Origin of the sequence: Paraoerskovia marina DSM 21750 (assembly GCF_000701465.1) — a bacterium.
GTDB classification, from domain to species: domain Bacteria; phylum Actinomycetota; class Actinomycetes; order Actinomycetales; family Cellulomonadaceae; genus Paraoerskovia; species Paraoerskovia marina.
In genome coordinates, this window is the sequence record NZ_JNIY01000004.1 from 285,317 (window position 1) to 303,808 (window position 18,492).

Annotated in this window: 16 protein-coding genes and 1 riboswitch; of the genes, 7 read left to right on the forward strand and 9 right to left on the reverse strand. The window is 67.7% G+C overall.

Annotated elements, in window-relative coordinates:
- Positions 1–1,796 precede the first annotated feature (1,796 nt).
- The 5 genes from Q343_RS14505 to Q343_RS0107455 are packed head-to-tail and all read right to left on the reverse strand — an operon-like array spanning position 1,797 to position 7,212.
- Entirely contained in the window at positions 1,797–2,693 is an 897-nt protein-coding gene (locus Q343_RS14505) for an ABC transporter ATP-binding protein (RefSeq protein ID WP_081829698.1), read from the reverse strand.
- Positions 2,680–3,609, reverse strand: coding sequence for an ABC transporter permease (locus Q343_RS0107440; RefSeq protein WP_081829699.1), 930 nt, complete (start codon positions 3,607–3,609; stop codon positions 2,680–2,682). Before Q343_RS0107440 ends, Q343_RS14505 begins: the two co-directional genes overlap by 14 nt.
- The gene (locus Q343_RS0107445; protein ID WP_029252958.1) at positions 3,609–4,361 is read right to left on the reverse strand and encodes a DUF6270 domain-containing protein; all 753 of its coding nucleotides are present in this window, start codon (positions 4,359–4,361) and stop codon (positions 3,609–3,611) included. Before Q343_RS0107445 ends, Q343_RS0107440 begins: the two co-directional genes overlap by 1 nt.
- The gene (locus tag Q343_RS0107450; protein WP_081829700.1) at positions 4,358–6,034 is read right to left on the reverse strand and encodes a glycosyltransferase; all 1,677 of its coding nucleotides are present in this window, start codon (positions 6,032–6,034) and stop codon (positions 4,358–4,360) included. Before Q343_RS0107450 ends, Q343_RS0107445 begins: the two co-directional genes overlap by 4 nt.
- A complete protein-coding gene (locus tag Q343_RS0107455) occupies positions 5,956–7,212 on the reverse strand; it encodes a glycosyltransferase family 4 protein (RefSeq protein ID WP_081829701.1) in 1,257 nt (418 codons plus the stop codon). Before Q343_RS0107455 ends, Q343_RS0107450 begins: the two co-directional genes overlap by 79 nt.
- A gap of 77 nt (positions 7,213–7,289) precedes the next feature.
- Here Q343_RS0107455 and Q343_RS0107460 point away from each other — a divergent pair, with 77 nt between their 5' ends.
- The 4 genes from Q343_RS0107460 to wecB are packed head-to-tail and all read left to right on the forward strand — an operon-like array spanning position 7,290 to position 11,361.
- Positions 7,290–8,384: an LCP family protein gene (locus Q343_RS0107460; protein ID WP_081829702.1), complete on the forward strand. Its 1,095-nt coding sequence runs from the start codon at positions 7,290–7,292 to the stop codon at positions 8,382–8,384.
- Between the two features lie 47 nt (positions 8,385–8,431).
- Entirely contained in the window at positions 8,432–8,872 is a 441-nt protein-coding gene (locus Q343_RS0107465; RefSeq protein ID WP_029252962.1) for a MarR family winged helix-turn-helix transcriptional regulator, read from the forward strand.
- Positions 8,869–10,194: an MFS transporter gene (locus Q343_RS0107470; protein ID WP_029252963.1), complete on the forward strand. Its 1,326-nt coding sequence runs from the start codon at positions 8,869–8,871 to the stop codon at positions 10,192–10,194. Before Q343_RS0107465 ends, Q343_RS0107470 begins: the two co-directional genes overlap by 4 nt.
- 33 nt (positions 10,195–10,227) lie before the next feature.
- The gene (gene wecB, locus Q343_RS0107475) at positions 10,228–11,361 is read left to right on the forward strand and encodes a non-hydrolyzing UDP-N-acetylglucosamine 2-epimerase (RefSeq protein WP_029252964.1); all 1,134 of its coding nucleotides are present in this window, start codon (positions 10,228–10,230) and stop codon (positions 11,359–11,361) included.
- A gap of 12 nt (positions 11,362–11,373) precedes the next feature.
- Here the strand turns inward: wecB and serC are convergent, their stop codons facing one another.
- Both serC and Q343_RS0107485 read right to left on the reverse strand, forming a co-directional pair.
- Positions 11,374–12,492 carry a phosphoserine transaminase gene (gene serC / locus Q343_RS0107480; protein ID WP_029252965.1) on the reverse strand — a complete coding sequence of 373 codons (1,119 nt, stop codon included), beginning with the start codon at positions 12,490–12,492 and terminating at the stop codon, positions 11,374–11,376.
- Entirely contained in the window at positions 12,489–13,565 is a 1,077-nt protein-coding gene (locus tag Q343_RS0107485; protein ID WP_029252966.1) for a glycosyltransferase family 2 protein, read from the reverse strand. Before Q343_RS0107485 ends, serC begins: the two co-directional genes overlap by 4 nt.
- Positions 13,566–13,692: 127 nt before the next feature.
- Here Q343_RS0107485 and Q343_RS0107490 point away from each other — a divergent pair, with 127 nt between their 5' ends.
- The 3 genes from Q343_RS0107490 (at position 13,693) to Q343_RS0107500 (ending at position 16,611) form a co-directional block, all read left to right on the forward strand.
- The gene (locus Q343_RS0107490) at positions 13,693–14,406 is read left to right on the forward strand and encodes an iron-dependent transcriptional repressor DtxR (RefSeq protein ID WP_029252967.1); all 714 of its coding nucleotides are present in this window, start codon (positions 13,693–13,695) and stop codon (positions 14,404–14,406) included.
- Between the two features lie 145 nt (positions 14,407–14,551).
- Positions 14,552–14,712, forward strand: a riboswitch (cyclic di-AMP (ydaO/yuaA leader).
- A gap of 111 nt (positions 14,713–14,823) precedes the next feature.
- Positions 14,824–15,537, forward strand: a complete 714-nt coding sequence (locus Q343_RS0107495) for a C40 family peptidase (RefSeq protein WP_345940092.1) — start codon at positions 14,824–14,826, stop codon at positions 15,535–15,537.
- Positions 15,538–15,663: 126 nt separating this feature from the next.
- Entirely contained in the window at positions 15,664–16,611 is a 948-nt protein-coding gene (locus Q343_RS0107500; RefSeq protein WP_029252969.1) for a universal stress protein, read from the forward strand.
- Here the strand turns inward: Q343_RS0107500 and Q343_RS0107505 are convergent.
- Positions 16,608–17,456: an ABC transporter permease gene (locus Q343_RS0107505; RefSeq protein ID WP_248616775.1), complete on the reverse strand. Its 849-nt coding sequence runs from the start codon at positions 17,454–17,456 to the stop codon at positions 16,608–16,610. The genes Q343_RS0107500 and Q343_RS0107505 overlap by 4 nt on opposite strands.
- Positions 17,456–18,448: an ATP-binding cassette domain-containing protein gene (locus tag Q343_RS0107510; protein ID WP_155990675.1), complete on the reverse strand. Its 993-nt coding sequence runs from the start codon at positions 18,446–18,448 to the stop codon at positions 17,456–17,458. Before Q343_RS0107510 ends, Q343_RS0107505 begins: the two co-directional genes overlap by 1 nt.
- Positions 18,449–18,492 lie beyond the last annotated feature (44 nt).

Genomic DNA, 18,492 nt, shown 5'->3' on the forward strand with positions numbered 1-18,492 from the left:
GATCCCGATCGTCTTCGGCGTCGAGTTTTCGAAATTAGATGGACCTGGTTTCGGTATCGGTACGTGTCCCTAGTTGTCGAAGGGACTGGCAGTGAGCTTGGTGGAATTGTATGACGTCTCCACCCATCCGGAGGTCCTAGTCCTACGCCGATCCCCGGCCGCCGGACACGCGAGCGTTTTTGTTCGTCGATCGGCGCAATGGCAGACGGTAGTGGGCTCGAATCGCTGCGGCGATGGTTGTCTCGCGCAGGCGGGTCCGGTACTCGTTGCTCTGGTTCGCCACTGAGGGCGAAGCCCTGTTTGCGGACGGGCCCACGGACTCGCACCGGTGCCCGACGAAGGCTTTGTCAGGAGTCGAGGTTGAGGTTGTCTATCTGGGCCGCGCGTAGCGACGCGGGGGACTGGATTGGAGCGGAGTCCGGCCTGCTGACCTGGACCGTGTCAAGAACACCGGCTCGCCATGGAAGTCCGAGCCTGGCTTCGCTGAACTGACGACAGCTGAGCTGTATGGACTTCGAAACTGGACGAGACCTGCTAAGTGTGCGCCCAGCCAGGCGAGCTGGTGAGCGTGGATGTCAAGAAGCGCGGCTGTATCTCAGACGTCGGCGGCGGGCGTGTCTTCGGCCGACGCCCATCGACGACTCGAACCGGAACAAAGACAGCGGTTAGAACGACGTCGACTCGCCCGTGGAGGTCCACTCACGCTTGGACTCGTCTGAAATGGTTGCCAACGAGAGAGGCGCTAGCTGCGCGGACTGCCTCGGCCGCACGATCTTTCTTCTAGCCGTTGCGGCATCATCCAGATCGGATACTTCATGACTGAGTCACCATCGCCTGCTGGTCGACGATGGGTACGCGATGATCGCGCGCGCCACGGAAGCCACCAGAAGTTCTCCTGCCCACACTGCCCCGTACCAGCGGCACGATTGAACGACGCAACCGGGATTCCGTCATCCAATCGGTACTAATGCCCATCTGGTCTTGGTATAGCGGACGCGCCGCATTTTTGCCTCGATCGCTCGATAGATGCAACATGAATCGACCGCACCGTGCGACCGACGGTGCTCGGCCCATCGCGCACGTCAACAACGCGACGGTTTAGGTCGTTGGTCATCTCGCACGTCGCCCGCGATACGCCTATCTCTATCGCGAATGCGCACCGGTGGATCCACGAGGTGACCGACGGCGACGCCTGTAAAGCCCCGGACGTTCACGCATTCCTGTCATCAGTCGCATAGGGTAGCTGGCCGAACGGCTCCTGTTCGCAACGCTGACACCGATCATCATGCTGCATGGAGACAAGGCCCGATTGGTGTCGAGTCTTAGTTCTTGGGTAAGCGCTAGAGCCATGGCGGATACGTACATGTTCCGTGTCATATATGCGGATAGCCCGTGCGGGTCTCGCCTATCAGGCTTGGCTTGGCGCACCGAATCGTCGCTGCCTGAAGGCTTGTGCTTCCCGCGCTCTGCACCGCCGCAGCGGCTCGGCTCACTGTGCAGACGGACTCGGGCTTCAGAGGCGCTGGCATCGGTATCTGGCGCCCGCAGCGACTGACGACGAAGCTACTCGGAGACGCTCGCCCAAGACTAGATGCCCACCCCGATGGCTCGCGCGCAGCACACCCCAACGCCCCTATAGCTCACGCCCGGCGAGCCCTCGGGCTGACTACCCTCCACCGGAACCGCCTCGCCGAGACCAGGGCCGAAGCCCTCACGCTGCTCCACCCGCCATGCGGCACCTAGTTGGTTCCCCTGTGAGAACACCTATGAGCGCATCAGATTATGAACATATAGTCTTAGGGGCGCGCATGCCGGGGTCTTCGGGCATTCTCTGGCGACGGATTGTGGATCTGAACGGCTGTTTCGCGCCTTTCAGATACGGCCGTTTCGATGATCTGCTTGGCGTCTGCATTATTTCCCTTGGCCAGTGCCCACGCATATTTCCTATATCTGAGGGCGACGTCTCCGGCGGCACCGTCTAGTACGAGACGACCATGGTTGAGCCAAAGCGCTCGCGTGCACGTCTCTTCGATCGTCTGAGCGGCGTGCGACACGAGGAACACGGTGCCGGCATTCCTCCGGAGACGCTCCATGCGGATCTCGCTGCGTTCTCTGAACGCTGCATCGCCTGTGGAGAGGGCCTCATCAATGAGAAGGATATGGGGGTTGGCTGCTGTCGCGATGGCAAACCTGAGTCGAGACCCCATCCCAGAGGAGTAGGTTCTCATCGGCCGGTGAATGGCCTTGCCGAGTTGTGCCAGGTCAATGACCTCGGGCATCGCTGTAGCCGTCTCCTCCGGTGTGAGCCCCATCGCGAGGCATCCGAGTCGGACGTTCTGAGCGCCCGAGAGGTCCGGTTGGAGTGCTGCGTTGACGCCAATGAGCACAGGTGTGCTTTCGGCGAGTACTTGCCCCTTGGCCGGCTTCTCGAGGCCGGCGATTACCCGTAGTAGTGTGCTCTTTCCGGATCCGTTCTGACCAACGAGACCGATTTGCTCGCCTGCTCGTGCGACGAACGAGATGCCCGATAGCGCTCGAACGACGACCTGTGGTTGCTGACCCAAGGCTGCGCGCGCGACTCGTGCGATTCGACCGGAGTTCCGAGCGCCATCGTCATCGGCTGGAGTCTTGTATCTCACGGTCACGTTCTGTACGGCGACGGTGGACTCGTCCAGGACATCAAGCGCGGCCATATGACTCCTCTGCTCGCCAGAAGACGACGTAACCGATAGCAAGCATCCCGAATGCCCAGGAGCAAAGGACTATCCAGCTCGTTGTGTCTGGTGTCACGCCGTAGAGCAGGCAGTCCCGCGTCATGTCGAGGACCCGAAACATCGGGTTGGCTTCCATCAAGTTGAGGACTGTCGGATGCGAGAGAAATCGGTCGTACGAGAAGAAGACGGCGGATCCGTAGAGCCAGAGCCGCATTGCGAACTGCACGATGACCTTGACGTCGGGGACCGCGGCGGTCCACCGGGCAAGAAGTAGCGCGAGCCCCGTGCAGAAGATGACCTGCAGGGCGAAGACGAGAGGTACCAGAGTGACTCGCCACGTGGTGATTTCAGGTTCCGGGAGCGAGTAGATCAGGACGACCATAGCGAGGAAGACCCACACCATGTTGAGCAGCTCCCGCAGGATCACGGCGATAGGCAAGGATGCTCGAGGGAACGCGAAGGCTCGGATCATGTTTCGACCGTTCGCAATGGACTGCGCCCCGCCCGTCACGCAGCGCGAAGTAAAGGAAAACATGAACACGCCGATTACGAGGTATCCGAGAAAGTTCCGGACTCCACGATCAGTCTGAAGCAACAGGCCAAACACCAAGTAATAGGTCAGGCCATCGAGCACTGGCTTCAGGATGAGCCATGCGGTGCCGAGGAGCGTCTCTCGCGTGCCAGCCGTGACCTTTGCCCGAGCTTCGGCGACGAGAAAGTGGCGCCGTTGCCACAGTTGGCGGGTGTACTCGCTCAGGGACGGGCGTTCACCGACGGGGCGGAGTCTCCCGGTGGACACGACTTCGGTGCGAACGTCGGGACCGTCGAACAGAACGTTAAAGAGGTCGCCCGACGCGGCGGGGGAGGCGTCTCGGGGGAGTAGCGGAGCGGGCATCAGTCGAATCCTATGGTTCGTTCACAGGTTTCGCTGATCAGTTCAGCGAGATTCGCGTAGCCGGCGTCTGTGTAGTGGAATGGAGCCTCGCTCCATTGGTGTGTCGAGCTGGCGCGAGGGGTGACGACGGTCATCACCGGTATCGGAACGAGGTGTGCGATTGCTGCGAGGTACGGCTGCGCAAGCATGTTGAACTCAGCCGCGTCCATACCGAAGCTTGTCGGCGTTGCCTGACCTAGCTCGTTGTGCGTCGCCCACGGCACGGCAATCGGTACGACGCGAGTCAAGAGTCCGGTTGACCTGAGGCGTGTGACGAATTGCTCGACGGCTCTGAGCCACTCGGTGAAGTGCTCCGAGGTACCAAATCGCCGAAGTGGATACTTCGCGGACAGCCGCTCTGGCGCCTCTGTGCGTAGGAGTTCCACCGTCCGGGTCAGGTGGCTTCCGTCTGGCCCGCACCAGGTACCCAGACGCTCGTCGGTGATGTCCCAGAGGAGCAGGTCGATATCGGTCGGTTTCGCTTTGGCGATCCGCCGCATCAGGTTCGAGTTCTTGTCGCCGTTCAACATGCGCTGTTGAAACTTCGAGTCGAAGCCCGCGTGGGGTGCGTCCCCTGCCCAGGGGGGCGTCATGGCCGAGATCAAGGACTGGCGAGCGACGTAGTCGACGAGTGTGAAGTCGTCGCCCAAGTACTCGAACGTGTCGCGGCTGACGCAGCTGCCGTAGATGAAGGTGCGAATCGGAGTTCTCATAAAGATCGGGCCGATACTAAGCAGTTCTCGTAGACCGTGCGGTATGTGCTCGCAGCGCGGACCCACGTCCGGTCGTTCGCGATCAGATGACCTGCGGAAACGAGCCGATCTCGAAGGTCCGGGTCGCCAAGAATCTCACCGATGCGATCGGCCCACTCGTGAGGATCGCCAGCAGAAGCCACGAGAGCCGCATGGGAGTCCTCCGAGGTAGTCGTCACCTCGCGCAACGCCGGAAGGTCGCTCACGACGACCGGTCGACCGACAGCCATCGCCTCGACGGGTTTGAGCGGGGTGACGAGCCGCGTCACGCGATCCGCGCGACGAGGAATTGCGACCACGTCGAGCGCCGCAACGTATCTCGCGGCTGTGGCGCGATCCACGCGACCGGGTAGGTGTGCGACGTCTTGGAGTCCGAGCGAGCTCACGAGCTGAAGGAGATCGGGTCGAGCGACTCCGTCCCCGACGATCAGCGCGCCGACGTCGATGCCGCGAGATCGCAGCATCGCCACGGCTCGGAGGGTGGTGTCGAGGCCCTCGTAGCCGACGAGGCTCCCGACGCTGCCGACGAGGGGGCGGTCGGGTGGCAGCCCGAGAGAGCGCCGCGCAACGGACGGGTCGGGGAGACCGGCGAGAGCGTCGACGTCGACACTGTTGGGGATGACCGCGATGCGATCGGCGTCGACGCCGCGTGCGATGAGCTCTTCCCGCATCGTCGCGCTGAGCGTGATCACCGCATCTGCGGCGGTTGCCAGTTCGGTCTCCTTGTCCCGGATGAGGCGGTACCGGGTCGATTGCATGGCTGCTTCACGTCGTTCAACGGTTCCGTGGGAGGCAGCCCAGGTCTCCTCGGGCAGCCCGCGGACCTCGTGCACCCAGGGGAGCCCGAGGCGTGCTGCGGCGAGCCTGCCGGCCTCACCGGTGGTCCAGGGCGTCGTCGTATGGACGATCTGGCTGCCTGCCGCGGTGATGCGAGTGCAGAGGAGGTCTACCTCGCAGGCGAGGCGCTTCCGGTGATCGGGTTGAAAGGTCCAGGGGACCAGGCGCTCGTAGCGGATCGCGTCGACCGTGTCTGAACCGGGCGCCAGTGGTACTCCGATGGTCGCGGGATACCCGAGACGCGTCGACACGCTGAGCTCGATCCCCGCTCGGCGCTGCGCGGTGAGAGCGGCGTGTGTCCGCTGCGTGTAGCCGCTCAGCGTGTGCGGGAGCGAGTTGGTCAGGTGGTGATGGACGCGGAGCGGTTCGCGGGGTGCGCTCGCCCTCGACCGGGGATGGACGGGCGCAGGCCGGGCACGGAGAAGCTCCACCTGTTCTGTGACCCGGGCCTGGACGCGAGTCGCGGCGCGGCTTGTCGGCACCGCGTCTACGACGGTGTGTGCGTCTCCTCGAGCCCAGGCGGCCCGCAGGGACGCGGCACCGGCGGGGTTCTTCTCCTGGGAGACCCTGCGCTCCAGCCATCGAGCAGGTCGGCCCAGTACCGGACGAAGTCGCGACGGCGCGCGTTGGACGGCGTTGAGCATCAGCCACGCCGGGTCGTCGAGGACGGTGCGGGCAGCGAAGCTGAGAGCCAGGCTGAGTGACCGTAGACGCCCGGTCACAGCCCACCGATCTCGTCGAGCGCCGTGAGGTACTGCTGCGCGAGCTGGTCGGGCTTGGCGTTCGCTTCCACCCATGCGAGCGCGCGCGTCGACGGCGTGGGCAGGACGCCCGCGTCGGCCCACGCGAGCCAGGCCTCGGCAAGAGCCTCCGAGTCCTCTGGAGGGACCACGACCCCGGCGTCGAGAGACTCGACGATCTCGGCAGCCTCGCCGGCGGCCGCCGCGGTGACGGGGTTTCCGGAGGCGATCACCTCGTACAACTTGGACGGGACCGTCCACTTCAGAGGCTCCCAGTCGCGCAGCGAGACGATCGACGTGTCGGCCCACGCATAGAGATCGACCATCTCCTCGCGGGAGACCCGCTCGTGCAGCGTGACCGGCGCGTCGAGGGACTGGATCTGACGGCGCAGGGCGGGGACGTCGGCGCCGGCACCGACGATCCGGACCTCAAGCAGCAGCCCGCGCTCAGCGGCGAGGGCGGCTGCCTCGACGACGGTCCCGAGGCCTTGTGCCCGGCCGATCGTCCCGGCGTAGACGGCTCGAAGCGGACGATCGACGCCGGGACGACCTGCGGTGGGAGGCGGAGAGACTTGCGTCCAGGTGGTGCCGTTGCGGACAACCGCGACCTTGCGGACGCCCCTCTCGTGAAGGATCTCCGCGAAGCTCTCGGTCGTCGTGACGACGAGGTCGGCGCGTGACTGCAGGCGCGAGATCGAGCGGTGCGCGAGCGCCGTGATGTAGGCCTTGACCCTGCTCGGGCGCCGGCTCTCGAGAATCTTGCTCGGTTGAATCAGGTCGGGCCACGCGTCGCGCATCTCGACGACGAACGGCACCTTGAAGCGGCGGGCGATGGCGGCTCCAGCGAACATGCTCGGGATGCCGGGAACGGTGGCGATGACGACGCTGGGCGGAGGCCAGGAGATGTCGCGCGCCCGGCGGACGCTGGACCAGGCCGCGATCATCTGGTCGATCGTCCGCGACACGAGCCGGGGCGAGTGCGGGCGGTACGCGACACGGACGACGCGTTCGCCGTGCTCGCCGCGATGAGACATGCCGGGCTGCTGGAGCGGGTTGTCCGTCTGCAGGTGTCCGGTGGGGTAGTGCGGGGGCGGGGTCAGGACGGAGAGCGTCACGCCCGCCGCTGCGAAGTGCCGTGCCAGCTCGTTCCACCGCGACTGTGGCGCGCCACGCTCGGGGGCGTAGTGGTGAGTCACGAGGACCACGTGACCCCGGCGGGTGGCGACGGTGCTCAAGAGAAACCTCGTGAAGAGTTGGTGGACGTTGTGTTTCGCGTCAAGCGTCCTAACGGATCGGCCCTAGACTACGCCACATGTCACAGACTGGCGGCGCAGAGCCGCGCCCTGACGCCACCACCGACGCCGCTCTTCGTCACGCGAAGAGCGACGGGAAGTCCGGGGCGACCAAGGCGCTCATCGGGCTGGCCGTACTGCTGGGCGTTCTGGTCGCGGGCGGCGCCGCCGCGTACTTCTGGTTCCAGAACTCGCTCGCGAGCAACGTCGAGACGATTCCCGATCCCTTTGCCGGGGTGACCGACCGCCCGGAGGCTGCTCCTGTCGACGAGGAGTCGGGCGAAGAAGCTCCGCTGAACTTCCTCGTGCTGGGCTCCGACAGCCGGATCTCGGCGGGCGATCCGTCGCAGTGGGAGGCCGGCGCGCAGCGCACCGACTCGATCATGCTCGTGCACCTTGCGGGAGACCGTGAGAGTGCCGAGGTCATCTCGATCCCTCGTGACTCCTGGGTCGAGATCCCCGGCTACGGGTACAGCAAGATCAACGCGGCGTTCTCGTTCGGCGGGCCGACGCTGATGATCCAGACCGTCGAGGACCTGACGGGCGTGCGGATCGACCACTTCGCCGTCGCCGACTTCGAGTCCTTCGTCGAGCTCACCGACGCTCTCGGCGGCGTGGACATCCGGGTGGCCGACGGTGCCCCGGACGGACAGGGTGGCACGTACGAGGGCGGCATTCAGCACATGGACGGCGAGGAGGCGCTCGCGTACACCCGCGAGCGGCACGACCTGGCCAACGGTGACTTCGGTCGTGTGCAGCGCCAGCAGGCCTGGATGCGCGCCATCATGGCCGAGGTGAACAACAGCCGGGACGACCTGGTGACGATGACGAAGTTCCTCACCGCGGTGAGCGAGTCGGTCGCGGTGGACGAGGGGCTCGACATCGGTGAGATGCGGGACATCCTCGTGAGCTCGCGGAACATCGGTTCGAGCGACGTCGACTTCATCACGATGCCGTACGAGGGCACCGGGCGGAGCGCCGACGGCCAGTCGATCGTCGTGCTCGACGAGGCGAAGATGATTCCGCTGATGGATGCCGTCGCCGACGACACGGCGCATGCGTACGTCCAGGAGAACGAAGAAGAGCTGAGCGTGCTTTCGCCCACCGTGAACTAGCCCACTCACTCTTTCTTTACGCAAGGTAATGACCTAGAGTCATTGCCATGACGACGCACGCTTCCACCGATCTTCCCGACCTCGCGGCAGAACTGCGCGTCGGCGTCGGACGGCTGCACCGGCGTCTTCGTCACCAGCGGGGGACCGTCGACCTGCCCGACCACCTGGTCGCCGTCCTCGGCCTGCTGAACCGGGCCGGAGCCCTGACACCCGGCGCCCTGGCCGAGCACGAGTGCGTGCGCCCGCCGCAGATGACACGGTCCGTCAACGCCCTGGTCGAGTCCGGGTACGTCGCCAAAATGCCGCACCCGAGCGACGGCCGGCAGGTCGTCGTGGAAATCACCGACGCCGGGCGCGACGAGCTCGTAGAGCTGCGCCGGCGCCGGGACGAGTGGCTGGCGGCGCAGCTTGAGACGCTCGACGACGCCGACCGGCAGGTCCTCGAGCAGGCAGCCCACGTCATGCAACGCATGGCGGGTGGCCGATGAGCGCCACCTTCGCCTCCCTGAAGTACCCGAACTACCGGCTGTGGTTCGGTGCCGCGCTGGTGGCCAACATCGGCACGTGGATGCAGCGCGTCGCGCAGGACTGGCTGGTGCTGACGGTCCTCACCGACAACTCCGGGACCGCCGTCGGCATCACGACCGCGTTGCAGTTCCTCCCGGTCCTGCTGCTCTCCGCGTGGGCCGGCGTCCTTGCCGACCGTCTGCCCAAGCGTGGACTCCTGATCGCCACGCAGACGGCGCAGGGCGTGCTCGCGGCCGGGCTCGGTGTGCTTGTGCTCTCCGGTGGCGCCGAGCTGTGGCACGTCTATCTCTTTGCTCTCGCCCTCGGTGTGGTCTCCGCCTTCGACGGCCCGGCCCGTCAGACGTTCGTCGCCGAGCTGGTGCCCCACGAGAAGCTGCCGAACGCCGTCGGCCTGAACAGCGCGTCGTTCAACGCCGCACGCCTGATCGGCCCCGGGATCGCCGGCCTGCTGATCGCCGCCGTCGGCACCGGGTGGGTGTTCATGATCAACGCCGTCTCGTTCGGCGCCACGATCATCGCCCTGCTCGCGATGAACACCTCGACGCTACGGACCATGCCACGGTCTCCGCGAGGCAAGGGGCAGATTCGCGAAGGCATCGCGTACGTGCGCAACCGCACGGACATCATGGTGATCATGGTGGTGATGGGCGTCGTCTCGATGCTCGGCCTCAACTTCCAGCTCACCTCGGCCATGATGGCGCGCGTCGAGTTCGGCAAGGGTGCGGGGGAGTACGGGGTTCTCGGCTCGATCCTCGCGATCGGCTCGCTGACCGGGGCGCTACTCGCAGCCCGGCGGGAGAGACCACGCGTGCGGCTCGTCATCGGGGCGGCGTTCGTGTTCGGCCTGTGCATGACGATCCAGGCGTTCTCGCCGAACTACCTCACCTACGCACTGCTGTGCATCCCGGTCGGGTTCTCCTCCCTCACCATGCTGACGGCGGCGAACGCCACCGTGCAGACCTCGACCGACCCAGCGGTGCGCGGGCGCGTCATGGCCCTGTACATGGTGGTGCTGCTCGGAGCGACGCCCATCGGGTCGCCGATCGTCGGATGGATCGCCGAGGCGTGGGGGCCGCGGTGGGCCGTCGGCATCGGCGGTGTCGCCTCGATGCTCGTCGCGCTGGCCGCCGCGCTCTGGGCCAAGCGGTCCTGGCAGTTCGAGGTGCACGTCCGGCGGCACAGCCGCCCGCACCTGGTGGTGGTCCACCCCGAGGAGCAGCGGGCCGAGGCGGCGGCCCGGCTCGAGACGCAGGACGCGTCGCAGAAGTCCTCGACCGCCTGAGCCGATGGTCGGGCCGAGAGGTACGGTCAGGTCATGGTTGAAGAGTCCCGTGCGCTGAAGGTCATGACCGTCTACGGGACCCGGCCGGAGGCGATCAAGGTCGCCCCCGTCGTCCTGGGCCTCGAGGCGGACGACCGGTTCGAGTCGGTCGCCGTCGTGACCGGCCAGCACCGCGAGATGCTCGACCAGGTCAACGAGCTCTTCGGCATCACGCCTGACTTTGACCTCGACGTGTTCGAGCACGGCTCGAGCCTCTCGACGATCGCGGCGCGCGTGCTCGAGCGCCTCGACCCGATCCTGGTCAGCGAGGCCCCCGACGCGGTGATCGTCCAGGGCGACACCTCGACGTCGACCGCTGCGGCGCTCGCGGCCTTCCACCGGCAGATCCCGGTGATGCACCTCGAGGCGGGCCTGCGCTCCGGGGATATCGACTCACCGTTCCCGGAGGAGGCGAACCGCCAGGTCACCACGCGGCTGGCCGCGCTGCACCTGGCGCCGACCACGACGAGCCGCGACAACCTGCTCGTCGAGAACGTCGACCCCGCCCGCGTGCTCGTCACCGGCAACACCGTGATCGACGCCCTGCTCACCACCGTGGACAAGCACGTGCCGTTCACCGACCCGCAGCTCGAGGCGCTCGCTGACTCGGGCGCCCAGATCCTCCTCGTCACCGCCCACCGGCGCGAGAACTGGGACCACATGGGCGCGATCGGTCGCGCCGTCGCGCGTCTGGCCCGTCAGTTCCCAGACGTCCAGGTGGTGCTCCCCGCGCACCGCAACCCCATCGTCCGCGAGGCGATGCTGCCGCCGCTGGCCGGGCTCGACAACGTCACCGTCGTCGAGCCGCTGGCCTACGGCGAGTTCACCCGGATGCTCGCCATGTCGTCCGTGATCCTCACCGACTCCGGGGGCGTGCAGGAGGAGGCGCCGTCGCTCGCCAAGCCCGTGCTCGTGCTGCGCGAGAACACCGAGCGGCCCGAGGCGATGGAGGCCGGCACCGTTCGGCTCATCGGGACCGACGAGCAGCGGATCGTCGACGAGGTCAGCCGACTTCTCGCCGACGACGTCGCGTACGCCGAGATGGCCAACGCGACCAACCCGTACGGCGACGGTCACGCCACGCCGCGGATCCTCGACGCGATCGAGAAGCTCCTCACCGGGCGCTGACGCGCGCCGCGCTCACGCCGGGGCGTCGACCACGTAGTCGATGCAGTCCGTGAGCGCGCGCACGTCGTCGGGGTCGATGGCCGGGAACATGGCGATGCGCAGCTGGTTGCGGCCGAGCTTGCGGTAGGGGAAGACGTCGACGATGCCGTTCTCCCGCAGCACCCGGACGACCTCGGTGGCGTCGATCACCGCGTCGAGGTCGATGGTGCCGACGACGGCAGACCGCTCCTCCGGCGTCGTGACGAACGGTGTCGCCCAGTCTCGCGACTCGGCCCACGCGTAGAGGTGGGACGAGGACTCGGCGGACCGCGCCGTCGTCCACCCGAGGCCGCCCTGGTCGAGCATCCACTCCACCTGGTCGGCGAGCATGATCAGCGTCGCGACCGCCGGGGTGTTGATGGTCTGGTCCGCGCGCGAGTTGGTGACCGCCGTCGTCAGGGACAGGAACTCCGGGATCCACCGGCCGCTCGACTCGATCTGGGCGGCACGCTCGATCGCGGCGGGCGAAAGGACTGAGAGCCACAGCCCGCCGTCGGACGCGAAGGACTTCTGCGGCGCGAAGTAGTAGGCGTCGGTCTCGCTCACGTCGACCGGCAGCCCGCCCGCGCCCGACGTCGCGTCGATGACGGTCAGGGCACCGTCGCCCGGGACGCGGCGGACCGGGGCCATGGCGCCGGTCGAGGTCTCGTTCTGCGGCCACGCGTACACGTCGACGTCGTCGGCCGGCTGCGGGAGCGCGATGGTGCCGGGCGCGGCCGAGATGATCTGCGAGTCCGTCAGGAACGGCGCATTGCTCGTGGCCGCGGCGAACTTGCCGCCGAACTCCCCGAAGACCGCGTGCTGGGCCTTCTCGCGGACCAGGCAGAGCGTGGCGACGTCCCAGAACGCCGTCGACCCGCCGTTGCCGAGGACCACCTCGTACCCGTCGGGCAGGCTGAACAGCTCGGCCAGGCCCTCGCGCACGCGCCGGACGAGCGACTTCACGGGAGCCTGGCGGTGGGACGTGCCCATGACCGTGGCGCCGGCCTCGACCAGCGCGTCGATCTGCGCGCGGCGGATCTTGCTCGGGCCGGAGCCGAACCGGCCGTCGGCGGGAAGGAGACGGGCGGGGATGACGAGGGGCGTGGTCACCCCGTCACGATAGCCCGAGCGAGGTAGGCGTCGACGAGGCTGCTCACGTCCGGACGGATCTCGCGGATCGACTCGGCGGCCCGCTGCAGTGCCTCGATCGCCGGGGTCACGCCACGTGCGGGCCGAAAGTCGTCGACCGGCTCCGCCGTCAGCGCGGACAGCAGGGTTTCGAACCCCTCGACCTGCACCGCGCTGTGCGCCCGAGGCTGGTACCGGTGCCGAGCCGGGTCGATCTGCTGGAGGAGACCAAGGTCCTGGAGAGCCTGCGCGGGGTCGGCGACGTTTCGCTCGTAGAGCTGGTGGACGGCCGCCTGCCGATGCTCCGCCGTGATCGAGCCGTTCGCATGGAGAGCGTTCATCGCCGCACGCATGTCTGCACCCCCGGGGAGCTCTGCATCGCCGGACCGCTCGGCCGCGTCGATGAAGTCGGGCAGCGTCACGGTGCCGTTGTGGAGCATGCGGAATCGCTCGTCGGAGAGACCGGGCTCTGCTTTTCCGTCAGGGTCGACTGCGTCTGCCACGCGAAGACGAATGCTGAGTCCAGGCCGGATGCACGGGCGGCCGCTCGTGCTCCCGTAGAAGTACGCCGAGTTCTTCGGCTCGTCGACGTGCCCGAGCAGGTGGAGAAGGGCGAGGTCGTCGGACCCGAGCCGGGTCTTGAACCACTGCCGCCAGTGCGCGCCCTCCGCGCTCACCGCCTCCATGGGCTGCAGCTGGACCGCCTCGACGTCGTCGTCCACCTGCTCCAGGGCCTCGCGGTCCACGGCGAGGCACTCGTCGACTGCGAGATGCGCGAGCCAGGAGGACCACGGCAGCGGGGAGAGGAGCACGCGGACCACGTTCGCGTTCGCGTTCTGCCGGACAGCGAGCTTGCCCGGGCGGCTTCCCTGCCAGTACCCGTCGAAGCAGCGCACGAGCGTGACGCACGGCCGCTGGTCGAGGAACTCCTCGACCTCGGGCGACGGGGCGTCGAGAAAGACGAACATGTGGTCGGCGCCCGAGGAGAGATTGCCCTCGACGAAGTCGCGGACCGCGGCGAGCGGGGCGCTGATGGTGGACACGGTGTAGAGCACGTCCTCAGGCTACTGCGCCTGATGCGAACGGTCGGAGCCGTATCAGGCTCCGGGCACGGCCGTCCGGTCGATAGACTGGACGCTGGCCCGCTGGGGCACGACGGCGACGATGCGACAGGAGCGCGACGTGACGGACCTGATCGACACCACCGAGATGTATCTCAAGACGATCTACGAACTTGATGAAGAGGGCATTACCCCCCTGCGCGCGCGCATCGCCGAGCGCCTGGGGCACTCCGGCCCCACGGTCTCGCAGACCGTGGCACGGATGGAGCGGGACGACCTGGTCGTGGTCACGGGCGACCGCCACCTGGAGCTGACCGAGACCGGCTGGACCAAGGCGCGTCGCGTCATGCGCAAGCACCGCCTCGCGGAGCGGCTGCTCACCGACGTGATCAAGCTGGACTGGGAGTTCGTGCACGTCGAGGCGTGCCGCTGGGAGCACGTGATGAGCGAGCTGGTCGAGCGTCGGCTGACGGAGCTGCTCGACCACCCGCACCACGACCCATATGGCAACCCGATCCCGGGGCTCGCGGAACTGGGGGAGCAGTTCGAGGACGTGAAGTTCCTCGAGGGCGTCACCGCGCTCACCACGCGGGCGAACGGCCTGGCCGAGGGTGCTGACCCCGTCGAGCTGACCGTCGAGCGTCTCGCCGAGCCGCTGCAGACCGACGTCGAGCTCCTTGCCCGGTTCGCCGGTGCGGGGATCGTTCCGGGGGCGCACATCGCCGTCGAACGCGTCGGGGAGGACTACGCCGTGAGCGACGTGAACGCCACCGACGGCGACGGCCTCGTGCTGCCCGAGGACCTCGCCCGGCACGTCTTCGTGACCACACGCTGAACGAGTTTTCCGCAGAATCCTCCTCCTCGGTGTCATGTGCGTGACCGGAACGTGACATTGAGGGGTTGGGTGATGTAGGTTCAACCTGCTTCGTCGGACAACCCTCTGATGAAGCCCTTGGACAGATGCTCAACTCTGTCGCTGCCCGAGGTACACGACGACCCGCATGACAGAGGCGGGGGACCCACTTCTGGGCATCTTCGGATGTCCTTGGGGTGAAGCCAGAAGGGCCTCGGCCCGGACGGCCGGATGTGACTCCCATCCGAACCCGACAGCTGACCCCGTAGGCGACCAAGGAGAGGCCACGCTGTGACCGCTAGCCAGACCCGCGCCCGCCACCGCGCCGCGCGCCGACCAGTTGCATCGCTCAGCAGCGCTGTAGCCGGCAACGTCTCATCGTTCAACCGCCGTACCGCCGTGGTCGCCGCATCCGGAGGCCTGCTGGTCTCGATGCTCGGTGTCGCCGGCCCGGCGAACGCTGCACCCGTCGACCAGGACTCCGGCAAGCTCAACGCCGTCGACACCTCGAACCTCACGGCTGAGGCTCGCCAGGCGCTCGAGGCTGCCCCTGCCGTGACGGTCGACAAGGACCTCAAGTGGGACCTCGAGACCGCCAAGGTCCAGGTCACCGCTGCGCCGGAGCCCGAGCCGGAGCCCGTCCGCGTCGAGGCTGCGGCCAGCCGCACCGAGGAGCGGACCGAGTCCACCTCGACGGCCGCTGCGACGACGACGAGCGCCACCACCACCGAGACCGCTGCACCGGCAGAGGAGTCGACGGCCTCCGAGGCCCCCGCCTCCTCGGCAGGTAGCTCGATCATCTCGATCGCGGGCCGCTACGTCGGCACGCCGTACGTCTACGGCGGCACGACGCCGGCAGGCTTCGACTGCTCCGGCTTCACCAGCTACGTCTACGCACAGGCCGGGATCACCCTGCCGCGTACGTCGGGTGCCCAGGCCGCAGCGGGTACCACGGTGTCCCGCGCCAACGCGCAGCCCGGTGACCTGATCTACTCGCCCGGACACATCGCCATCTACGCCGGCGGCAACACGATGATCGACGCGCCCCGCCCGGGCAAGACGGTCCAGTTCCGCCAGATCTGGATGTCGAACCCCCAGTTCATCCGCATCTGATCGATGCTGTGAGCGAAAGCCCCGAACCGTCTGACGGTTCGGGGCTCTCGTCGTTCCGGGGCCCGGTGCGTTGGGCGCGGGGCAGGGGTGTGGGTAGGTTGGACCCATGAACAGGAAGAGCTGCTCATGAGCCGGCCGACGACCATCCTCGTGGGGGTCGACGGCTCCGCGCCGAGCCTCCACGCACTCGACTGGGCGATCGCCCACGCGCGGCGCATCGGCTGGTCCGTGCACGTGGTCTGCTCCTACGCGCTCCCGTCGTTCACGGCGGCCTCGCTCGACGGTGGGTACGCGGCTCTCGACGACGCGACGATCCAGGACGGCGCCCGTGCCGTTCTCGACGAGGCCATCGCCCGTGTGAAGGACTCCGGGGTCGAGGTGACGGCCACCCTCACCACCGGTGACGCCGCGGGCGTCCTCGTCGAGCTGAGTAGGGAGCACGGGCTGGCGATCGTCGGCACCCGTGGGCGCGGGGGCTTCACGGAGCGGCTGCTCGGGACGACGTCGTCCGCGCTGCCCGCCCACGCCTACTGCCCGACGATCGTGGTCCCGTTCCGCGACGAGGCGGGCGAGATCCCGTCCGACGTCGACTCGATGCCGCCGGTGCAGCCGCTCCAGCGCATCGTCGTGGGTGTCGACGGTTCCCCGTCGGCGGAGCTCGCGCTGCAGGAGGCTATCGACGCAGCCGCCGCATGGAACGCCGAGGTCGTCGCGGTCGCAGGGGTCCCGGTCGGCGCCGGGGCCGGACTGCTGGCGTGGCTGCCCGCATCGATCGACCACGAGCAGGTGCTCGCCGACGTGGCCGAGGGCCTCAACGTCATCGTCGACCGCTTCGAGGCGGAGCGCCCCGGTCTGAAGGTGCGGCGGATCGTCCTCGACGGCACGGGCGCAGAGCTGCTGACCGAGTTCTCGCAGGCCTCGGACCTCCTGGTCGTCGGATCCCGGGGTCGCGGCGGCTTCGCGGGGCTGCTGCTCGGCTCGACGAGCCAGGCGGTGCTGCACCACGCACGCTGCCCGGTCATGGTGGTGACCAAGCGGTGCGCGGACGAGCCTGACGCGGCAGAGGCCGGTTAGGACCGGTTCCGGTACAGCCGCATGGTGACGGGCGCGAGGATCGCGGTCATCACCACGGACGCGACGAGCACCCACGCCACGCTGCTGAAGCTGGCCGACCCGCCCATCAGCTCCCGGGACGCCGTGACCAGGTGAGAGACGGGGTTGACGTTGACGAACCCCTGCAGGAAGTCCGGCATCGTCTCCGGGTCGACGAAGACGTTCGACGCGAAGGTCAGCGGCATGAGCACCATCATCGACACGCCCATCACGGCGTTCGGCGACCGCAGAACCAGGCCGAGGATCGTGAACACCCAGCTGAGCGCGAACGCGAAGATGAGCAGCAGCAGCACGGCGAGGAGCACACCGACGACGCCGCCCGTGGGACGGAACCCGAGGATCAGCCCGAGCGTGAGGGTCACGGCCGAGGCGATCGTGTACCGGACGGTGTCGCCGAGCAGAGCGCCCACGATCGGGGCGGGTCGCCAGATGGGCAGGGACCGGAACCGGTCGAACACCCCCTTCGTGATGTCCGTGTTCATCGTGTACCCGGTGTAGACCGTGGTGAACAGGACCGACTGCACCAGGATCCCGGGCAGGAGGTATTGCAGGTACTGCTCGGTGCTCCCAGCGATCGCGCCGCCGAAGAGGTAGACGAACATCAGCGTGAAGATGATCGGCGAGACGGTGACGTCGAAGAGCTGCTCGGGAACGTGCTTGATCTTGAGCAGGGCACGGTGCGCGAACGTCAGCGTGCTCGAGACGGCGGACGGGCGGGTCGGACGCTCGTCGAGCGCGACGGCCTCGCGCAGCGTCGTCGCCTCCGGTGTGGTCATGCCGCTCGTCGCGGCGCTCGGCTCGGCCATCAGGCCACCTCCTCCGTCGATGCGTCGGCATCGTCGACGGGCTGACCCGTCAACGCGAGAAAGACCTCGTCGAGGCTCGGCTGACCGAGCGACATCTCGGGAACGGCGATGCCGGCGTCGACGAGCGCCGGGAGCACCCCGGCCACGGCGTCGGCACCCTCCTGGGGCACCCGTGCCGAGAGACCGGTCGAGTCGTTGTCGAGCACCACCGGCGTCCCGAGCGCGCGCTCGACGATCTCGGCCGCCTCGGCGCGGCGGGCCGGGTCGGCCACGTGCAGCGAGAGCGCTCCCTCGCCGACCGAGCTCTTCAGCTCGGGAGCCGTGCCCTCCGCGATGACCTTGCCGCGGTCGATCACGGCGATCCGGTCGGCGAGCGCGTCGGCCTCCTCGAGATACTGCGTCGTCAGCAGGACTGTCGCCCCGTCGTCGACGAGGACGCGCACGATGTCCCAGACCTGGTTGCGGCTCCGGGGGTCGAGCCCCGTCGTCGGCTCGTCGAGGAAGAGGACGGACGGACTCATCACGAGGCTGGCCGCCAGGTCGATCCGGCGGTGCATGCCGCCCGAGTAGGTCTTGACCGGCCGCGCCCCCGCGTCGGAGAGGCCGAAGGCGTCGAGCAGCTCGGCCGAGCGGGCACGCGCGCCGGCCGCCGAGAACCCGTAGAGCCGGGCGATCATCACCAGGTTCTCGGTGCCGGTCAGGTCCTCGTCGACCGAGGCGTACTGCCCGGTGAGCCCGACGGCGGAGCGCACCGCGTCGGCGTCCTCCACGACGTCGTGCCCCAGCACCCGGGCGGTGCCAGCGTCCGGGCGCAGGAGAGTGGCCAGCATCCGGACCGCGGTCGTCTTGCCCGCACCGTTCGGTCCGAGGACGCCGTAGACCGACCCCTGCGGAACCGCCAGGTCGATCCCGTCCACGGCGCGGGTCACGCTCTTGCGCGTGGTGAAGTGCTTGACGAGGCCCTCGGCCTCGACGGCGAGCTCGGTCACGATGTCCCCTCCGACGTCGACTCTCTACCCATCCATCATCGTCCGAG

What these genes read in the sequence shown, in the direction of transcription:
- Q343_RS0107445 (WP_029252958.1), bottom strand. Translation starts at nt 4,361, where the DNA reads ATGAGAACTCCGATTCGCACCTTCATCTACGGCAGCTGCGTCAGCCGC.
- Q343_RS0107460 (WP_081829702.1), top strand. Translation starts at nt 7,290, where the DNA reads ATGTCACAGACTGGCGGCGCAGAGCCGCGCCCTGACGCCACCACCGAC.
- Q343_RS0107505 (WP_248616775.1), bottom strand. Translation starts at nt 17,456, where the DNA reads ATGGCCGAGCCGAGCGCCGCGACGAGCGGCATGACCACACCGGAGGCG.
- Q343_RS0107470 (WP_029252963.1), top strand. Translation starts at nt 8,869, where the DNA reads ATGAGCGCCACCTTCGCCTCCCTGAAGTACCCGAACTACCGGCTGTGG.
- Q343_RS0107465 (WP_029252962.1), top strand. Translation starts at nt 8,432, where the DNA reads ATGACGACGCACGCTTCCACCGATCTTCCCGACCTCGCGGCAGAACTG.
- Q343_RS0107440 (WP_081829699.1), bottom strand. Translation starts at nt 3,609, where the DNA reads ATGCCCGCTCCGCTACTCCCCCGAGACGCCTCCCCCGCCGCGTCGGGC.
- Q343_RS0107500 (WP_029252969.1), top strand. Translation starts at nt 15,664, where the DNA reads ATGAGCCGGCCGACGACCATCCTCGTGGGGGTCGACGGCTCCGCGCCG.
- Q343_RS0107450 (WP_081829700.1), bottom strand. Translation starts at nt 6,034, where the DNA reads ATGGGTGGAAGCGAACGCCAAGCCCGACCAGCTCGCGCAGCAGTACCT.
- wecB (WP_029252964.1), top strand. Translation starts at nt 10,228, where the DNA reads ATGGTTGAAGAGTCCCGTGCGCTGAAGGTCATGACCGTCTACGGGACC.
- Q343_RS14505 (WP_081829698.1), bottom strand. Translation starts at nt 2,693, where the DNA reads ATGGCCGCGCTTGATGTCCTGGACGAGTCCACCGTCGCCGTACAGAAC.